This is a genomic window from Aliarcobacter lanthieri (genome assembly GCF_013201625.1).
In the GTDB taxonomy this organism is placed as follows: Bacteria; Campylobacterota; Campylobacteria; order Campylobacterales; family Arcobacteraceae; genus Aliarcobacter; species Aliarcobacter lanthieri.
The window spans coordinates 2,259,282-2,276,457 of record NZ_CP053839.1; the positions used below are offsets into that span (position 1 = coordinate 2,259,282).

18 protein-coding genes are annotated in these 17,176 nt (G+C 25.3%); 10 read left to right on the forward strand and 8 right to left on the reverse strand.

Annotated elements, in window-relative coordinates:
* Nucleotide 1: 1 nt before the first annotated feature.
* The 3 genes from ALANTH_RS11310 to ALANTH_RS11320 form a co-directional block, all read right to left on the reverse strand.
* Nucleotides 2–832 carry a heme/hemin ABC transporter substrate-binding protein gene (locus ALANTH_RS11310; RefSeq protein WP_051583552.1) on the reverse strand — a complete coding sequence of 277 codons (831 nt, stop codon included), beginning with the start codon at nt 830–832 and terminating at the stop codon, nt 2–4.
* Nucleotides 825–1,382, reverse strand: a complete 558-nt coding sequence (locus tag ALANTH_RS11315; protein ID WP_051583553.1) for a HugZ family pyridoxamine 5'-phosphate oxidase — start codon at nt 1,380–1,382, stop codon at nt 825–827. The genes ALANTH_RS11310 and ALANTH_RS11315 overlap by 8 nt, the downstream gene beginning before the upstream one ends.
* 95 nt (nt 1,383–1,477) lie before the next feature.
* The gene (locus ALANTH_RS11320) at nt 1,478–2,422 is read right to left on the reverse strand and encodes a helix-turn-helix domain-containing protein (RefSeq protein WP_026802813.1); all 945 of its coding nucleotides are present in this window, start codon (nt 2,420–2,422) and stop codon (nt 1,478–1,480) included.
* Between the two features lie 228 nt (nt 2,423–2,650).
* On the opposite strand from ALANTH_RS11320, the gene ALANTH_RS11325 reads away from it, so the two are divergent.
* The 4 genes from ALANTH_RS11325 (at nt 2,651) to yedF (ending at nt 6,426) form a co-directional block, all read left to right on the forward strand.
* Nucleotides 2,651–4,414 (forward strand): ABC transporter ATP-binding protein, encoded by a 1,764-nt coding sequence (locus tag ALANTH_RS11325; RefSeq protein ID WP_026807082.1) that lies wholly within the window; start codon nt 2,651–2,653, stop codon nt 4,412–4,414.
* Between the two features lie 10 nt (nt 4,415–4,424).
* Entirely contained in the window at nt 4,425–4,802 is a 378-nt protein-coding gene (gene hutX, locus ALANTH_RS11330; RefSeq protein ID WP_029888429.1) for a heme utilization cystosolic carrier protein HutX, read from the forward strand.
* A gap of 180 nt (nt 4,803–4,982) precedes the next feature.
* Nucleotides 4,983–6,176: a selenium metabolism membrane protein YedE/FdhT gene (yedE, locus tag ALANTH_RS11335; protein WP_026807083.1), complete on the forward strand. Its 1,194-nt coding sequence runs from the start codon at nt 4,983–4,985 to the stop codon at nt 6,174–6,176.
* A gap of 10 nt (nt 6,177–6,186) precedes the next feature.
* A complete protein-coding gene (gene yedF, locus ALANTH_RS11340; protein ID WP_026802816.1) occupies nt 6,187–6,426 on the forward strand; it encodes a sulfurtransferase-like selenium metabolism protein YedF in 240 nt (79 codons plus the stop codon).
* A 34-nt stretch (nt 6,427–6,460) separates the two neighbouring features.
* Here the strand turns inward: yedF and ALANTH_RS11345 are convergent, their stop codons facing one another.
* The 3 genes from ALANTH_RS11345 to ALANTH_RS11355 all read right to left on the reverse strand — a co-directional run bounded on the left by ALANTH_RS11345 (nt 6,461) and on the right by ALANTH_RS11355 (nt 10,382).
* Entirely contained in the window at nt 6,461–8,809 is a 2,349-nt protein-coding gene (locus ALANTH_RS11345; protein WP_026807084.1) for a TonB-dependent siderophore receptor, read from the reverse strand.
* Nucleotides 8,810–8,962: 153 nt separating this feature from the next.
* On the reverse strand, nt 8,963–9,910 hold the full coding sequence (locus ALANTH_RS11350) for a FecR family protein (RefSeq protein ID WP_026807085.1): 948 nt from the start codon (nt 9,908–9,910) through the stop codon (nt 8,963–8,965).
* Nucleotides 9,900–10,382, reverse strand: a complete 483-nt coding sequence (locus ALANTH_RS11355) for an RNA polymerase sigma factor (RefSeq protein ID WP_026802819.1) — start codon at nt 10,380–10,382, stop codon at nt 9,900–9,902. Before ALANTH_RS11355 ends, ALANTH_RS11350 begins: the two co-directional genes overlap by 11 nt.
* A gap of 138 nt (nt 10,383–10,520) precedes the next feature.
* Here ALANTH_RS11355 and ALANTH_RS11360 point away from each other — a divergent pair, with 138 nt between their 5' ends.
* From ALANTH_RS11360 to ALANTH_RS11385, 6 genes are all read left to right on the forward strand, one after another.
* Nucleotides 10,521–11,342 carry an FAD-dependent thymidylate synthase gene (locus ALANTH_RS11360; RefSeq protein ID WP_026802820.1) on the forward strand — a complete coding sequence of 274 codons (822 nt, stop codon included), beginning with the start codon at nt 10,521–10,523 and terminating at the stop codon, nt 11,340–11,342.
* Complete coding sequence (locus ALANTH_RS11365; RefSeq protein WP_026802821.1) at nt 11,339–11,950, forward strand: trimeric intracellular cation channel family protein; 612 nt, start codon at nt 11,339–11,341, stop codon at nt 11,948–11,950. The genes ALANTH_RS11360 and ALANTH_RS11365 overlap by 4 nt, the downstream gene beginning before the upstream one ends.
* An 11-nt stretch (nt 11,951–11,961) precedes the next feature.
* Nucleotides 11,962–13,002 (forward strand): hypothetical protein, encoded by a 1,041-nt coding sequence (locus ALANTH_RS11370; RefSeq protein ID WP_026807086.1) that lies wholly within the window; start codon nt 11,962–11,964, stop codon nt 13,000–13,002.
* A 5-nt stretch (nt 13,003–13,007) separates the two neighbouring features.
* Complete coding sequence (locus tag ALANTH_RS11375; protein WP_026807087.1) at nt 13,008–14,147, forward strand: hypothetical protein; 1,140 nt, start codon at nt 13,008–13,010, stop codon at nt 14,145–14,147.
* A 75-nt stretch (nt 14,148–14,222) separates the two neighbouring features.
* Nucleotides 14,223–15,350 (forward strand): hypothetical protein, encoded by a 1,128-nt coding sequence (locus tag ALANTH_RS11380; RefSeq protein WP_026807088.1) that lies wholly within the window; start codon nt 14,223–14,225, stop codon nt 15,348–15,350.
* A 71-nt stretch (nt 15,351–15,421) separates the two neighbouring features.
* Nucleotides 15,422–15,883, forward strand: coding sequence for a hypothetical protein (locus ALANTH_RS11385; RefSeq protein ID WP_026802825.1), 462 nt, complete (start codon nt 15,422–15,424; stop codon nt 15,881–15,883).
* A 12-nt stretch (nt 15,884–15,895) separates the two neighbouring features.
* Here ALANTH_RS11385 and purN read toward each other — a convergent pair whose 3' ends face one another.
* Together purN and ruvC are read right to left on the reverse strand one after the other, a co-directional pair.
* Nucleotides 15,896–16,474: a phosphoribosylglycinamide formyltransferase gene (purN, locus tag ALANTH_RS11390; RefSeq protein ID WP_026802826.1), complete on the reverse strand. Its 579-nt coding sequence runs from the start codon at nt 16,472–16,474 to the stop codon at nt 15,896–15,898.
* A 13-nt stretch (nt 16,475–16,487) separates the two neighbouring features.
* Entirely contained in the window at nt 16,488–16,952 is a 465-nt protein-coding gene (gene ruvC, locus ALANTH_RS11395) for a crossover junction endodeoxyribonuclease RuvC (protein ID WP_026802827.1), read from the reverse strand.
* Nucleotides 16,953–17,176: the final 224 nt, after the last annotated feature.

Here is a 17,176-nt window from a genome sequence, read left to right on the forward strand (position 1 = left end):
TTTATTTACTACAATATGATAAATTATTATTGTTAAACATACAAGAAAGTTCTTGTAATGCACTATCTACTCTTACAGTAAATCCAGATATTAAAAGCATATCCATAGTATAGATTTGATTATTTTTTCCAGCATTTGTAGAAGCAACAATACTATTATCTAAACCTGTTTCTCCAGTATGATTTGAGGTAATAATAACATCTGGATTCATCTTTAAAATAGATTCTGATGATATTTGTGTATATTGTTTAAAATCAATTACATTCTCTCCACCCGCAATATTTATCATATATCCTGCTTTCGTTTCACTTCCAGCAGCCATTATAGTACCTTCACCTCTTGAAAATAAAAATAAAACTTTTGGTTTTTTCTTATCTTTTAACTCTTCATTCATTTTCGAAACATTGCTTTCAATTCTTGAAATAATTTCTGAAGCTTTTTTCTCTTCACCTAGAATCTCACCAATTTGTCTTATCTTATTTTTTGCAGATTCTATTGTAGGATTATCCTCTATAATATAGGTTTTTATTCCATATTTTGGAAGACTATCTATTAATTTTTTTGGTCCAGCTTGACTACTTACAATAACTACTTCTGGCTTTAAAGATAAAATTCCTTCTTGTGGAAGGTTTAACCAATATCCAACATTAGGAAGTTTTGAAGTAACATCTTTAGGATATGCACTTGATAAATCAACTCCAATTAATTTATCTGAATGCCCTAATTCTACAATAGTCTCTGTAATACTCCCTCCTATACTTACAATTTTTGAAGCATAAGAGTAAGTTGCAGTTAAGGCAAGTACTAAAGATAGTTTTATTATTTTACGCATCTTTTTTTAAACCTAACTCATGAGTTTCACCATGAGCTATTCCATTCATAGTATTAAGTTCTTTAACTTTTTTATTTGTATCATCAAGTTTATATGCTGCTCCAAATCCAATAACAAAATTTCCATCATAAGGATATAATTTATAAAATCTTGATGCTGGCATATTTCTAACTAAAGATGCTTGTTTTCCAAATCTTTTTTCAAAAAGTTGTGCTATTTTTTCAGTTCTTTCATCATTTTCGTCAAATTTTTCTGCATTTGCTCTAAAATATAATCTTCTTCTAGCATAAATATGTTTTGTATCACTTTCATCTTCTATAAAAAGTAAATGAGCTTTTCCTGTATTGTACATATTATGTGAGTGTTGAACAGATGTACTAATAAATACATAAAAATTACCATCTTCATCTTGTACATAAGGTGAATAACTAGCAAATGGTTCTCCATCTGAACTCACAGTTGATAATACAACTGTTTTTATATTGTCTAAAAAAACATCTAATTTTTCTTGAGCTTTTTCTAAACTTGTTGTTTGTGTCATATTTTCCATAAAAATCCTTTTCAAATAAATTAAAATTTCAAAAGGATTATATTCGAACTAGGAATAAATATCAATATTGTATTGTAGAAATTAGAACATTTTTTTTACAAATCAGATTTTTTTAAAACATCTTTTGGTTTAGTATTATATTGACTAGAAAAAGCATATGAAAAACTTGCTTGATTTGTATAGCCACACATCAAAGAAACTTCCCTTACAGAGTACTTGTTTTCCTTTAAATATGTTACAGCTTTTTCTAATCTATAATCTCTTAAAAATTCTCCAACAGTTTTTCCAAAAAGTTCTTTAAAACCTTTCTTTAATTTAGTAGTATTTAAAGCCACTTTTTTAGATAAAAGGGGAATAGTAATATTTTCATAAAAATAGTCTTCAATATATAATTTTGCTTTTTTTACTCTTTTTATATCCTCTTCATTTAGCATTTCTATTTTTATTTCATCTTTTTTTAACTCTTCAAATACATAAAAAATTATTTCCATAGTTTTGTTTTTTAGATATATTTTATCTAGTCCACTAGAATACTCTCTATTAAAAACTTCTAAAAACTTATTTTTTAAATTTGGTTCATAAAATTTTTTACTAAAGTTATCTTTGAACATATCACTAATATAACTATTTTCACTCAAATAATGTTCATTTAAAGTTATGCAAATATATTTTATATGTTCTCCTTGTTTATTTAACAAAGACTCTTCTATATCTTTTTTATATTCTACACTTATCTCATTTTCATTATAAATTATTTTTTCATTTGAAAATTGATCAAGTTTTTCAAGTTTACCTTGAAGAATCAATCTAATTTGTAATTGTTCATTTTTTTTACTTCTTAGTTTTTGAATATGAGATTGTTTTACAACATTATCAACAATATTTAAATAAATATTATCTTCAATCATTGCATTTACAATATTTAGATTTATATATTGATTATTTACTCTAGCAACCTGTTTGACAAAAGATTTACTCCGTTCTTCTTTTAGTAAAACCTTTCCTACTTCATAAAGTTTTGATCTTGATAAATTAGTCATTATCTTTCCTTAATAACAATTATTAAAACAAATTGTATTTGGATTGTAATTTATATATTTTTAAAAGTTGATTATTTATTGAAGAAAAGATAAATTTTTCTTATGTTTTTTCTCAAATTTAGCTTAAAAATAGTTTAAAATCTATTTATTTACAATTTTACAACTTTTATTTTCACTTTGAATAAATTATCTTTATATTAAAATCTCACAAAACTTAACAGGATTTTTATGAATAGAATTGATTTAAAATATATTTGGAACCTACTTTTAGAAAAGAAAAAGCTACTTGTTTTTGGGCAGATAGTAACAATTGTTGCAATAATAATAAGTGTACCTATCCCTTTAATGCTTCCAGCATTAGTTGATGAAGTACTTTTAGATAAACCAAACTTTTTTGTAGAAAATATCAACAATCTTTTTGGAACTCAGAATGCTTTTAAATATATCCTTATTGTAACTTTAGCAGTAGTTATTTTACGAGCTTTACACTATATTTTTTCTGTTATTATCACTAAGATATTTACAAACATAGCAAAATTTGTAACATTTAAAGTTAGAGAAAAAACATTAAAACACTTAAAAGACGTATCAATGAACGAATATGAAAGTCTTGGTAGTGGTACTGTAAGTGCAAATTTAATAACAGATGTAAATACTTTAGATAATTTTATAATGTCGATTGCAAGTAAACTTGTGACATCAATTTTAACTTTAATAGCTGTTGGTGCAGTAATTATAGCTATTCACCCAATTTTAGGAATTTTAATTATAGTTATTCAACCACTCATTATGTTTTTATCAAGAAATATTGCAAAAAAAACTGGTATTTTAAAAAAAGAAGAGAATGAGGCTATTTCAGATTTTCAAAATAATATAGGAGAATCATTAGATCTATTTTCTCAAATAAAAGCTAGTAATAAAGAGGAATATTTTTTTGATAATGCAATAAAAAAAGCAAAAAATATTCAAACTACTTCAAATAATTTCAACTATAAAAGTGTAGCTTATGAAAGATTTTCATTTACACTATTTTTAATAGTTTTTGAAATATTAAGAGCAGCTGGTCTTGTAATGGTTGCTTATAGTGACTTATCTATTGGTATGATGTTTGCTATGTTTGGATATATTTGGTTTATTATGACTCCGGTACAAGATATACTATCAATACAATATTCATATATGACAGCAATGGCTGCAATAAACAGAATAAATAAAGTTTTAGATCTGCAAAAAGAACCAAATGGTAATAAATCTTTTGAAAAAAAAGGTGTAGATATTGAACTAAAAAATGTATATTTTTCATACAATAAGAGTAAAGAGATTTTAAAAGATATCTCATTTAATATAAAATATGGTGAAAAAATAGCATTAATAGGTGCTAGTGGAAGTGGAAAAACAACTTTAGCACAAATAATTGCTGGGTTTTATACAAAAACAAATGGTGAAATAGCTTATAACAATATAAGAATTGAAGATTTAGATAAAAAAAGTCTAAGAGATGAAATATTTTTAGTTTTACAAATGCCAATGTTATTTAATAATACTTTACGATTTAATATAACTATGGGTGATGAAAATATTAAAGACGAAGATATTTGCAAAGCTCTTGAGATAGCACAATTATCAGATGTTGTTTACAACTTAGAAAATAAACTTGATACAATCGTAGGAAAAAATGGTGTAAGACTTAGTGGTGGTCAACGACAAAGATTATCTATTGCAAGAATGATTATAGCAAATCCAAGTATTATAATATTTGATGAATCAACTTCTGCTTTAGATGTTCAAACAGAAACTAAATTATTTTGTGGTTTAGAAGAGATTTTAAAAGATAAAACAGTTATCACAATAGCACACAGATTAAGTACAGTTAAAAATGCAAATAAAATATATGTTCTTGATGAAGGCAAAATCGTTCAAAGTGGAAATCATGATGAATTAGAACAACAAGAAGGACACTATCTTGAATTTGTTAAAAATCAATTAATTTAAAGGAGTACAAATGGAAATAATAAAAGAGGTAGAATCTACTAAATTTGATGAAATAATAGAGGATATTTCAACTTGGGGAAAAATCTTAATGATAAAAATCACACCATCTTTTGTAATAGAGATAAAAGATAATATTCCAACAGGAACTTATGGACATGGTTACTATAATTTTAATTCAAAAAATAGTTCTATTTCAGGACATTTAAAAGTAAGTGATATTGAAACTATATCTTTTGTATCAAAAATACTTAGAGGTAAATTATCTCATAGTATAGTTTTTAGTAAAAAAGATGAAGATATCTTCAAAATATTTGTAACAAGAGATGAAAATGGTGAACTTTTAAAAGACCAAGTTCAAAAATTTGAAAGTCTACGAGATAGTCTTTAAACTATAATAAAGTAAAAAAGGTAAAAATACTTTACCTTTTTTAGCCTATATTAATCTTTCATTTATTACAATCTACCTTTATTTTAGGTTTGCGGTGCAAACTGACATCTTGATTTATACTTCGATTTACTTTCAAGCACTGTCTTTTCTTAATCTTATTTTTTATTGTTAGGAGCGAAAATGGAATTTTTGCAAAGTTTAAAAGCTTCACTTTCAAGATTCTGGTCACCAATTCCTGCTGTTATAGCTTTAGGAGTTTTGAGTGCATACTATTTTGGAATTACTGGAACTTATTGGGCTGTTACAGGAGAGTTTACTAGATGGGGTGGACATTTTCTACAACTATTTGGAATTGATGTTTCAACTTGGGGTTATTATCAACTTATGAAAATAGATGGAAATATATTCACAAGAATTGATGGTGTTATGATTATTGGTATGTTTGCAGGTTGTATTGCAGCTGCATTTTGGGGAAATAATGTAAAATTTAGATTACCTTTAAACAGTATAAGAATATGGCAAGCATTAATAGGTGGTATCATAGCAGGATTTGGTGCAAGACTTGGTATGGGTTGTAACTTAGCAAGTTTTTTTACTGGTATCCCTCAGTTTTCATTTCATGCTTGGGTATTTACAGCATTTATGATTGTAGGAGTATATTTTGGAGTAAAAGTTGCACTTCATCCATTTTTTCAATCAAAAATTAAAATGCAAAAAGTATCTTGTGCAAAACCACTTGAACATAATGAAGAAAAAGTTAAAAAATTCTTTACATTTGGTACTTTTGTATTTATAGCTATAATTATTTGGGCTTTATATCTAATATTTGTAGCAAATAGTGCAAAACTTGGTATGGCAATGCTATTTGGAGCTTCTTTTGGACTTATAATTGCAAAAGCTCAAATATGTTTTACATCTGCATTTAGAGATATTTTCACAACAGGAAGAAGTGAATTAGCAAAAGCAATTATTATAGGTATGGCTGTAGCAACTTTAGGTGTGTTTGCATTTATTATGATGGGGCAACCTGCAAAAATATTCTGGACTGGTCCAAATGTAGTTATAGGTGGATTACTTTTTGGATTTGGTATTGTTCTTGCTGGTGGTTGTGAATGTGGTTGGATGTATAGAGCTGTTGAAGGACAAGTACACTTTTGGATAGTGGGTATTGGTAATATCATAGGAGCTACACTTTTAGCCTTTGTTTGGGATGATATAAGTCCAGCATTAGCAACTTCTTGGCCAAAAATAAACCTACTTGAGAGTTTTGGAAACTATGGAGGATTAATAGCAAACTATGGATTGCTATTACTATTTTTTATTCTAATTTTAGTTTTAGAAAAAAGATATTTAAGAAAATCAAGAAATAGATAAAGGAAAAATTATGGAAAATAAAGAAATAGTTCCTGATTATAGAATAGATATGCAAGGTGAGCCTTGCCCATATCCAGCAATAAATACTCTTGAAGCTATGAAAGAGTTAAAAGATGGAGAAATTTTAGAAGTTATTAGTGATTGTCCACAAAGTATAAATAATATCCCAGCTGATGCTAAAAATCATGGATATAAACTACTTTTAGTTGATAGTGATGGTCCTACTATAAGATATATCATTCAAAAATAATAAATAAAGAGAGATGATATTCTCTCTTTATTCTTTAAAACTCCATTTTCATAGAAAATGCTAGATTTGTTGGCTCTCCAAAAGATGTAGAAGTTCTCCAATATTTTTTATTTGTTACATTTGTTGCATTAACTAAGAAAGTTGTTGGAAATTTATCAATCTTTGTTTTATATCTAAGTCCTGCATCATAAATTGTATAAGAAGGAATAATATCTGTATTTATATTATTTCTATAAGACTTTCCTGTATAATAAGCTCCTCCAGTTAAAGTTAGACCTTGTAAAAATGGTAGATTATATTCTGCATATAGTTTTGCCATTTTTGAAGCGGCATGAATTGGCTTTTTACCTTTTATAGCTGGATTTGCAGTTTTATCTACTTCTATATTCATAATTGTTCCACCACCAACAATTGTTAAGTTATTAGTTATTTTTCCAGTTGTTGTTAGCTCTAACCCCTCATGAATTTCTAAACCATCTTGTGTTACTTCTTTCATATTATTTGGAAGTTCTCTATCATATCTAAGTGCTTTTTCTATTCTAAATAATGCTGAACTTAAAAGTAAATTTTCTGATATAGAATATTTTGCTCCAACTTCATACTGTTTACTTAGATATGGATCTAAGACTTCTCCATTATTAGTACAATCTGCACAATTCACTTTTAATCCATTTTCTAAAGATTCCATATATGTTATATAAGTTGTTAAATCTTCAAAAGGTTTATAGATTAAAGACATACTAGGAGTTATTTCATCAGCATCATAACCTCCTGTTTTTAAGCCACCTTTATTATAATTTTTGTTTTCTATTTTTACATAATTAAGTCCAAGTAATGCTCCCCAATTATCATTAAATTTAATATCATCACCTATCATAAAATTAATTTTTTCTTGATTACTTGATAAATATAATGGATTATTAGGATTCCCAGCATAAATTGGCTTTAGTGGTTTACTATTTAATTCCTCTAAAGTAAAATTTCCTAAACTTATAAATTCTTGAGGATTCATTTCATAAATTTTTTTCTTACTTCCAGAAGCACCAACAGTTAAAGTATGTTGGATACCAAAAGTATCAAAATCAAAATCTGTATAAGCATAAGCACCTTGATTTTTAACTTCATCTGGAAATAATTTATAATTTTTTGATTCATATGTTCCATCATAATTATCATATATCCAAGGTTGTGATAAACCATTACTCTCTTTTTTAAGATATAAATATCCTGTTCTTAATTTTATATTATCATTTATGTACCATAAAGATTTAAATCCTAATCTATCTTGAGTAGTATCTGAATAAGTCCAATCTGGTGAATAACCTTGTTTTGGATCTAATTTTCCAATAGAATCATTACTTCTAAAGGCTGCTGTTAATTTATCTGTTCTACTTTTTTTATGTGAAGCATCAAAAGATAAAATCAGATTATCAGTAACTCTCCAATCTAAAGCTCCACTAATTAATGTATTATCAACCTTTTGATCTTTTATAGAAGTTTCACCATCTTGTTTAAAAGCATTTAATCTATAAGAGAATTTACCCTTTTCATCTATCTTTCCACCTAAATCTGCATGTGCATAAAAAGCTTGATTACCAGTACTTCCTACAATCAGATTTGTAAGTCTTTCTTGAGTTGGTCTTTTTGATACATAGTTTACTACTCCACCAACATTTCCTGGTCCATATAGAAATCCAGATAATCCATTTAAAATTTCAATTCTTTCCAAATCTTGACTCATAGAAGTATAAGCATCAGAAAAAGAAATCCCATCAATAAGAATATTACTTACAACAGAAAATCCTCTTATATACATTCCTATAGCATTCCAACTATCTCCTGTTACTGAAGTATAATTTAATTGAACTGTTGGATTCATCTTAAAAACCTGAGGTATACCACTTGCAGAATTTTCTATTAAATCTTGTGATATTACACTCATTTGATAAGGAGTATCTTGTAAACTTCTTTTATCCCAAAGCCCTACTCCACTTATTTCTTTTGATACATAACCATTTTGAGAACTTCCATATCCTCCACTATTTACTGAAACCTCATCTAATATATAAGTTCCATTAACTACGGTTACAGAAGATACTTTTTTTATAACTATTGTATTTTCTTCTATAGTTGCTTCAAGGTCTGTACCTTTTAGTAGTTCATTTAAAGCATTTTGTACACCTTCAATATTTTTAATATTTGGTGCTTTTTTCCCTTCTAAAATTCTACTATCAACCATATATGTCATATTTGATTGTTTGCTTATCTCTTTAATCGCATCTTCTAGTGAACCTCCACCAGCAGAAAAGTTTTGAGCAAATAACTGGCTACTTAGTAAAATAGATAAAGTTGTCGATAATACAACTTTTCTTGATAAATTCATATTTTCTCCCTTATTTTAAATTATCAATATGAGAATTAATCTCTATAAGGGAAGTCTTAAAAATTTAAATTTCCTGACAATATTTTGTAAGAAATTTAAAAATTTATGATAAATTGTTTTAAAACCTTGATTTTATAGTTATTTTATATATAATTAATTTTTAAAAAGAACCTTTTTTTCACCAATATATTCTACTTTTATAGGATAAATCATAGGTAAAAGTTTTGTAAATTTATCAAATTCATCTATTTTAAACTCTCCAGTTATTAAAAAATCATCATTTTTTGATACTACAAGTTTTATCCTCTTATCAATATATCTTTGAAACTCATTTAATACTTCTATTAAAGGAGTTTTTTCAAATATCAATTTACCTTCTTTCCAAGAAGCAAGATTTTCAATTGGTAAGTTTTTTAAACTTAGTATCTCACCATTATTAAAAACTTCTAAACTATCACCCTTTTTTAATTCTGATATTTTTAAATCTTTATAATTTATATCTACAATTCCATCTAAAACTGCAATATTTACACTATTCTTTTTCTGATTCACTTCAAATTTTGTTCCTACAACTTTTACTGAAATATCATTACTTTGCACATAAAAAGGTCTTTCTTTATTTGCACTTACTTCAAAAATAGCTTTCCCATATTTTAAAAAAACTTCTCTTTTATTTTTTGTATATTCAACTTCTATATTTGATTTTACATCAAGAGTTATTTTTGAATCATCTGGCATCATAATATCTTGCATTATAATATTTTGTGAATAAATATTTTGACTATAATTGTCTTTAAAATAAAAAACATATACAAAACTAATTACTAAAAAACAGGCAGCTATTGCTGTTGATTTCTTGATTTTATTTAAAAATCTCTCTCTTTTTAATTCTTGCTGTACTTGTTGTGATAATTTTGAACTATGTTGTCTTGGTATATTTACAAACAACTGTCTAAATGACTTTTCTTCTTCAAATACTTCTTTATTTTCTTTTATATTTATCCAAATTAAAAATCCTTGGTTAGAATATATATCTTTCCCTTCTTGTTCACAACTTAAATAATATCTTGCTTTTTCTACAATAGTATCTTTATTTGTCATTATTATTCTCTTTTTTACTCAAATTCTCTTTTATCTGATTACTTGCTCTACTTATATGTTTTTCTACTGCATTTATAGTTATATTCATCATTGAAGCAACTTCATCTCTTGAGTAACCATCAATAATATGTAAAGTAAAGGCTTGTCTTCTTTTTGTAGGTAATTTTTCTACTTCTTGTAGTAAAAGTATTGTTTGTTCATCTTCTATCAATATTGTTTCTATGCTATCACTCTCATTTATATGATAATCTTCTTCAAAACTTATTTTATCAATTTTATATTTTTCTTTATATAAATCAAACATAACATTTTTAGCGATTCTATAAAGTAATGCTCGTTCATTTTCTATTACATTTCTATCTGCACTTTTTATAGCTCTAGTAAATGTTTCTTGAGTAATATCTTGTGCTGTTTGTTTATCAAAAACATTTTTCTTAACATACTGAAAAATTTCATTGTAGTGTATAGTCATTTTTTACTTTATTCCTTAACCTATAACAATTATTATAATTGTACAATTTAAAATCCTAACTTATTTTTGCTAATTGTTTTATTATTAACTATTAATTTTGTATAATCACAGTTAATTTTTTACAAAAGGAATAAAGCGATGATAGATTTGATAAATAAAAAAGAGAATATTTTTGGAGATAGTATTGCTTTTGTAGAAAATTGGGATTTTTCAAAAGCAAATTTAAATGAAGAAAATAGAATTTTAGCTATAACTCAAGTAGCATCTATTTGTTACCAAAATCCAAAAGCATTAGGAAGTGAAAGTCTTTATAATAGACTTATGGCTGAAAGTATGGGATTACCAAGTTCAAGTTTTGAGTTTGTACCAGTTTTACTTGATTATGAAAATCCTAAGCATCAAGAGATTTTAAAATTGGAATATTCAAACTCTAAAAGATTTGGTGAGATTTTAGATGATAGATATTTACTTACAAATTATAGAGCTTTAGTTTATGATTTTGAAAATGACAAAGATAAATTTAGCTTTGATATACGAACTATTTTTAATACAAAAGAAGAGTGTGAAATAATAAAAGAATATTTCAAAGTATTTTTATTTAAAGTAGATTTCCCAACAAGAAGTCAAATGGTAAGACATAGAGTTTGTTGGCAAGAGCTTTCAAGAAGATATGTAAGTGGTAAAAAAGTACCATTTGAATTCTATATTAGTGAAAAACTAAAAGCAAATGAAAAAGTACAAAACTTCATAAAAGAGAGTGAAGAATTGTATTTTGAACTACTTGAGCAAGGTGTAAAACCACAAGAGGCTAGAAGAGTAATACCACAAATGGGATACACTCAAATTTGGGGAGCATTCCAACCAAAACAATTAGATAATTATTTTAAATTAAGACTTGATAATCATGCCCAATGGGAGATTAGACAAACTGCACTTGCTATGCAAGAGCTTTTAGGATGAGTGCACTAGAAATTGCTGATATTATAGGAATAATATCTTTTGCATTAAGTGGATTTTTAATAGCAGTCCACTGTAAACTTGATATATTAGGAGTTTTTATCTCTGCATTTTTAACTGCTTTTGGTGGTGGAATGACAAGAGATGTTTTAGTGGATAGAACTCCTTATGTCTTTACTTCAAATCTTCCACTTAGTCTTGTGATTGCAACAGTTTTAATTGCAATGCTTTTTAAACTTCATAAAATTACAAATTTAGAGGGGAAATGGGCATTTATAGTTTCAGATGCTATTGGTTTATCATCTTTTGCAATAACTGGTTCAATTATTGCCATAGAAAGTGGCTTTAACTTTTTAAGTGTTATAGTCTTAGCATTTATAACAGCTGTTGGTGGTGGAACAATCAGAGATGTTCTAATCAATAGAATGCCTTTTATATTAGTTTCAGAGTTTTATGCAACAGTTGCTTTAATTATTGGCTCTATGGTTTATATTCTAGAGATGTTTGATATGAGAAATCTTATGACTCTTATTATAGTCTTTATTTTTGGAGTACTTTTAAGAGTTTATGCAGTTTATAAAAAATGGAATTTACCTACTTTATCAAAATAAAAGGAGTTATTATGGCAAATAGTTTAACAGTGGTAGAAAAAGAATTAGTTGAAAAATCATTTAAAGAAGTAAAAGATTTTAGACAATTAGGTGAACAAATAACTGCTCCAATAGATTCAATCATAGATGAAACAGCAAAAATTATAGAAAACGATCCAATAATGGATGTATCAAAAGTTTTAGAATCTATGAATAAAGAGATGACAGTTGTTTATGATGAGATTATAGACAATGATAGTGGTGTTATGAAGTTTTTTAAAGCAATTCCAGTTATTGGAAATGTTGCAAAATATCTTGATGAAAAATGGGATGAACAAAGTTTTAATATCCAATCAATAAATGGAAAAATTTCAACAATCTTTAGTGGTTTTGACCAAGCTTACACTTCTTTAAATACTTCTATTGATATGCAAAACAATTTTTTAGAAGGAATTGAACAAAATCTAGGAAAAGTTATCGACTATAAAAAGTATTTAGATGTAAAACTTGTTGAGTTTAAACAAAACTTACAAGTAAATCAAGATGATGATAAAACTCAACTTTTTGTAAAAAGTATAGAGTTTTTTCAAACAAATCTAGTAGTTTTAATAGGTAATTTAGAAATGGCAAAAAAAAGACTTCTTGTAAGACTTGATTCTGCTAGAAAACTATCTTTATCAATGAATGCTTCAAAGCCAATATTTAAAACACTTTTATCAACAGCAATTATTGAAATTTCAGGACAAAAAGCAATAGATGCTTCAATGGCAACTATTGAAGCTATGAGCAAAACAATAGATAAAATGTCTTCAACTTTAACTGATGAAGCTATAAAAAGCAATAAAAAGGCAGAAGAGTTATCTTCAAAACCTATTTTATCTTTAAATGTTTTTGTAGAAAATGTAAGTAAATTAAAAACTCATTTTGAAGAGATTGAAGATTATAGAGCTCAAGTTGCTATCGAAGCTAAAAAAGAGCAAGAAAACTTTGATAACGCAAGAAAAAGTTTAGCTAGTATAAAACTACTTACTAAACAACAAAGTGATGAATTAGAACATATTTTAAATAAATAATCTAAATGTACCAAAAAGATTATCTAAATAAAGAAATAAGAGAAGAAATAGAAAAAAAGGGATTTAGTATATATAACTATATCTCTTTGAAAGAGTTACTTCTTACTGTAAATAAGGATTATTTAAAAGCTATTACAACTTTAAATATTGCTTTTATGTTTATTTTTATGGCTGTTGGATTTTTATCTTATTTTTCAGAAAATTATGAATATTTTATATACATGTTTATCTCTATTTATAGTTTAATTTTTATTTATTTAATAGGAAGATTATCTTTTAGAACTTACAAATTTTCACAAATTACAAATATTCTTTATACAAGAAAGGGGTTGATAATAGGAGAAGATATTTTTCATTATGAAACAGATGAGAAACTAAGAAATTTACTTTTAGATTATGAAAAACTATTTGATGAATATCTATCAAAACCATCAAAACTATCTCAAAATATTATATCTTTAAGAAAAAAATTATCAAATAATTTAAAAGAAAATTATTCATCTTTGGGAAGAAGTAATGATATACGAGGTGTTGCTGTTGGTTTTATATTAGTAACTATTTATAATATAAGTGTCTTTATATTCTACTATTTAGGAATAGTTTTGGGATTTATATTATTTTTTATATTATCTTTTTTCATAAATTTATATTTTAAAATAAATAAATCAACAGAGCTAAAAATTAAAGAAAATATGGAATTTATTGATAAGAAAATCAAAAAATTAGATGAAATTTATCTTTTACTAAATAAGCAAATAGGCACTTTTCAAGATGGAGAAATATCTAATTTAAGCAATAAAATAGATAAAGACATGAATCTTTTTTATGAAAATATAAACAATATTTTAATTCAACAAGATACACTAAAAACTATTATTGAGCAATCTATTTATAAAGATTTTATAGATTTTGAGTATTTAGCTTTTTATATTCAAATACAGTTTAATAGACCTTTAACAGATGTTATAAATCTTATGAGTAATTACAAATCAAAAGTCGATAATCAAATAGATGAAATAGAAGATTATCTAAAAAACAGCAGTGAAAAAGAGAACTATCAAGTAGAGCAAAAACTGATAAATCTTCAAACTATTCAAAAAAATATCAATCTATATTTGGATAAATTAGAGTTAAGTTTACAGTAATAAAAATATTTTAAGGGGAAAATATGATAAAAAAACAAAGTTTTGTATTAAAACATATTTGGAATAAATAATTCTATGCACACAAAAGATTATCTAAATAATGAAATAAAAGAAGAGATAGAAAAAAAGGGATTTAGTATCTATAACTATATATCTTTAAAAGAGTTACTTCTTACAGTAAATAAGGATTTCTTAGCATTTGTTACTTCGGAAAATTATACTCATATACTTATAGCACTTAGTATGATATTTATATTACCTTTAGCATTTGTTATACATTTATTTGTAACCCAAAGTAAATTAGGTTTATTACTAACTATGCTTATATTTTATACTTTTGTTTATATTGCAATTTTTATCTATTTAATAATTAAACTTTTATTTAGAACTTATAAATTTTCAAAAATTACAAATATTCTTTATACAAAAAAAGGTTTGATAATTGACAATAAAATTTTTAACTATGAAGAAGATAGTAAACTAAAAAATTTACTTTTAGATTATGAAAAACTATTTGATGAATACTTATCGAAACCATCAAAACTCTCTGAAAATATTAATACTTTAAAAAAGAATATTTCAGATAACCATAAGAATTCAAAAGAAAAAGATTGGTTTTCATATACTTTTATATTTATATTCTACTATTTAGGAATAATTTTAGGTTTTTTCTTCTTTTTTATATTCTTCTTTTTTATCAGTTTATATTTTAAAATAAATAAATCAGTAGAATTAAAAATAAAATATAATATGACAATTATTGATAATAAAATAAAGAAATTAGATGATATATATCATTTATTAAATAATCAAATATCTACTTTTAAAGATGGGAAAATATCAAACCTATCAAAAAAAATAGATAAGGATATGAATAAATTTTATGAAAATATAAATACTGTTTTATCTCAAAAAATTAAACTTAAAGAGATTATAGAAAGCTCTATTTATAAAGATTTTATAGATTTTGAATATTTAGCTTTCTATATAAAAACACAATTTAATAAGCCTTTAACTGATGTTATAAAACTTATGAATGAATATAAATCAAAAGTAGATAATCAAATAGATGAAATAGAAAATTATCTAAAAAATAGTAATGAAAAAGAGAACTATCAAGTAGAACAAAAACTGATAAATCTTCAAACTATTCAAAAAAATATCAATCTATATTTAGATAAATTAAATATGAGTTTACAATAACCATACTCATATTTAACTTTTCATTTACTTTTAAAAGATACAATCCAACAAAATTTTTTTAAGGAAAAAATATGATAAGAAAACTACTTTTAGCTACATTTTTAGCTCTTGGATTAAATGCTGCTCCATTAGCAGTTGATAGTGTTATTGAAAATATAAAAATCAAAGACCAAAACGAAGTTGAAAAAACTATTGATGCAAATGTAAAAACTATACTTTTTGCAAGTGATAAAGGAACAAGTGATTTATTAAGAGATTATCTTTTACCATTAAGTGAAAAAGAGAATATCTTAGAAAAAAATTCTGCTGTTTATGTTGCTGATATTTCAGGAATGCCAAGTCTGATTTCAAAATTTATAGCACTTCCTAAAATGAAAAAATACCCTTTTTCAGTTTTACTTTTAGATGATACAAATAAAGATAATTTTACTAAAGAAGATGGAAAAATAATCGTTTATAGTTTAGAAGATGGAAAAGTTACTGAAATAAGAAAAATTTCTACTACTGAAGAGTTATCAGAAATTATAAAATAAGAAGTTTTAGCTTTATGCTAAAACTTTTTTAAATGCCTCAACTATTGCAATCTTTTCTAAATCTTTTATTTTAGTTTCTAAAGTTTCAGCTGTTTCATTTTCACTTAATTCTAACTCTTTTATTAGTATTTTTTCACCTTCATCGTAATTCTCATTTACATAGTGTATTGTAACACCTGATTTTTTCTCACCATTTTTTACAACTGCTTCATGAACAAAATGTCCATACATACCTTTTCCACCATAAATTGATGGTAAAATTGCTGGATGAGTATTTATAATTTTATTTGGAAAAGTTTTAAGTAAATTGTCTTCTATTTTTTTCATATATCCAGATAAAAATATATAATCACAACCAAACTCTTTTAATGTTTGAGCTATTTTTAAATCTAAATTTTCATTTGGAAACAGTTTTGAATTTATAACAAAACTTTTTATCCCATATTTTTTAGCTTTTTCCAATACTCCTGCATCACTATTATTTGTTATTATTACTTCTACTTTTGCATTTAAAATACCATCTTCTATTGCTTTTTGTATTGTTTCAAATCCACTTCCATTATACGAAGCTAATATTCCTAATTTTTTCAATTCTTATCCTTTATTATATTCTTTGTGCATGAGTTAACGCTATTGCAATTGCATCTGTAATATCAAGTGGTTTTATCTCTTTTTTTATTCCAAGAAGTCTTTTAACCATAAATGATACTTGTTCTTTTGTAGCTTTTCCATTTCCTGTTACAGCTTGTTTTACTTGTAATGGAGTATATTCTTTAAAATTTCCAAAAACTTGAAGTATTTTTAAAGAGATTGCTCCTCTAAATTGAGCTAATTTTATAACAGTTTTTGGATTAAAAGCATAGAACATATCTTCTATTGAAACTTCATCTATTTTATGAGCTTTAAATATCAAATCAAACCCCTCAGTTACCTCAACAATTTGTTCTTGTAAAATGGTAGTTTTGATTTTTATAAGTCCTGCTTCTATAAGCTTTAAATCTCTTCCAGATTTTTCTATTATAGCATATCCACAATTTCTAGTTCCTGGGTCTATTCCTAATATTTTCAACTATTCACCATATTTTATAATTTTTATTCACTTATTAAAAAAATACCATTATATCGTATTTTTAAAATATATTTTCACTCAATAGAAAAAAATTATTCACAACTTATTCACTATGTGTAAAAATAAAATATTTTGTAATTTTATTCTCTTTTTCCTTTCTTGAAGCTATTTTATAAATTTTTTCGATATAATAAACACCTATTACAATTAATTTTTAGGTTTAT

Bases quoted from the DNA above. Each gene is read 5' to 3' on its own strand.
- ALANTH_RS11310 (WP_051583552.1), bottom strand. From the start codon at position 832: ATGCGTAAAATAATAAAACTATCTTTAGTACTTGCCTTAACTGCAACT.
- ALANTH_RS11315 (WP_051583553.1), bottom strand. From the start codon at position 1,382: ATGGAAAATATGACACAAACAACAAGTTTAGAAAAAGCTCAAGAAAAA.
- ALANTH_RS11320 (WP_026802813.1), bottom strand. From the start codon at position 2,422: ATGACTAATTTATCAAGATCAAAACTTTATGAAGTAGGAAAGGTTTTA.
- ALANTH_RS11325 (WP_026807082.1), top strand. From the start codon at position 2,651: ATGAATAGAATTGATTTAAAATATATTTGGAACCTACTTTTAGAAAAG.
- hutX (WP_029888429.1), top strand. From the start codon at position 4,425: ATGGAAATAATAAAAGAGGTAGAATCTACTAAATTTGATGAAATAATA.
- yedE (WP_026807083.1), top strand. From the start codon at position 4,983: ATGGAATTTTTGCAAAGTTTAAAAGCTTCACTTTCAAGATTCTGGTCA.
- yedF (WP_026802816.1), top strand. From the start codon at position 6,187: ATGGAAAATAAAGAAATAGTTCCTGATTATAGAATAGATATGCAAGGT.
- ALANTH_RS11345 (WP_026807084.1), bottom strand. From the start codon at position 8,809: ATGAATTTATCAAGAAAAGTTGTATTATCGACAACTTTATCTATTTTA.
- ALANTH_RS11350 (WP_026807085.1), bottom strand. From the start codon at position 9,910: ATGACAAATAAAGATACTATTGTAGAAAAAGCAAGATATTATTTAAGT.
- ALANTH_RS11355 (WP_026802819.1), bottom strand. From the start codon at position 10,382: ATGACTATACACTACAATGAAATTTTTCAGTATGTTAAGAAAAATGTT.
- ALANTH_RS11360 (WP_026802820.1), top strand. From the start codon at position 10,521: ATGATAGATTTGATAAATAAAAAAGAGAATATTTTTGGAGATAGTATT.
- ALANTH_RS11365 (WP_026802821.1), top strand. From the start codon at position 11,339: ATGAGTGCACTAGAAATTGCTGATATTATAGGAATAATATCTTTTGCA.
- ALANTH_RS11370 (WP_026807086.1), top strand. From the start codon at position 11,962: ATGGCAAATAGTTTAACAGTGGTAGAAAAAGAATTAGTTGAAAAATCA.
- ALANTH_RS11375 (WP_026807087.1), top strand. From the start codon at position 13,008: ATGTACCAAAAAGATTATCTAAATAAAGAAATAAGAGAAGAAATAGAA.
- ALANTH_RS11380 (WP_026807088.1), top strand. From the start codon at position 14,223: ATGCACACAAAAGATTATCTAAATAATGAAATAAAAGAAGAGATAGAA.
- ALANTH_RS11385 (WP_026802825.1), top strand. From the start codon at position 15,422: ATGATAAGAAAACTACTTTTAGCTACATTTTTAGCTCTTGGATTAAAT.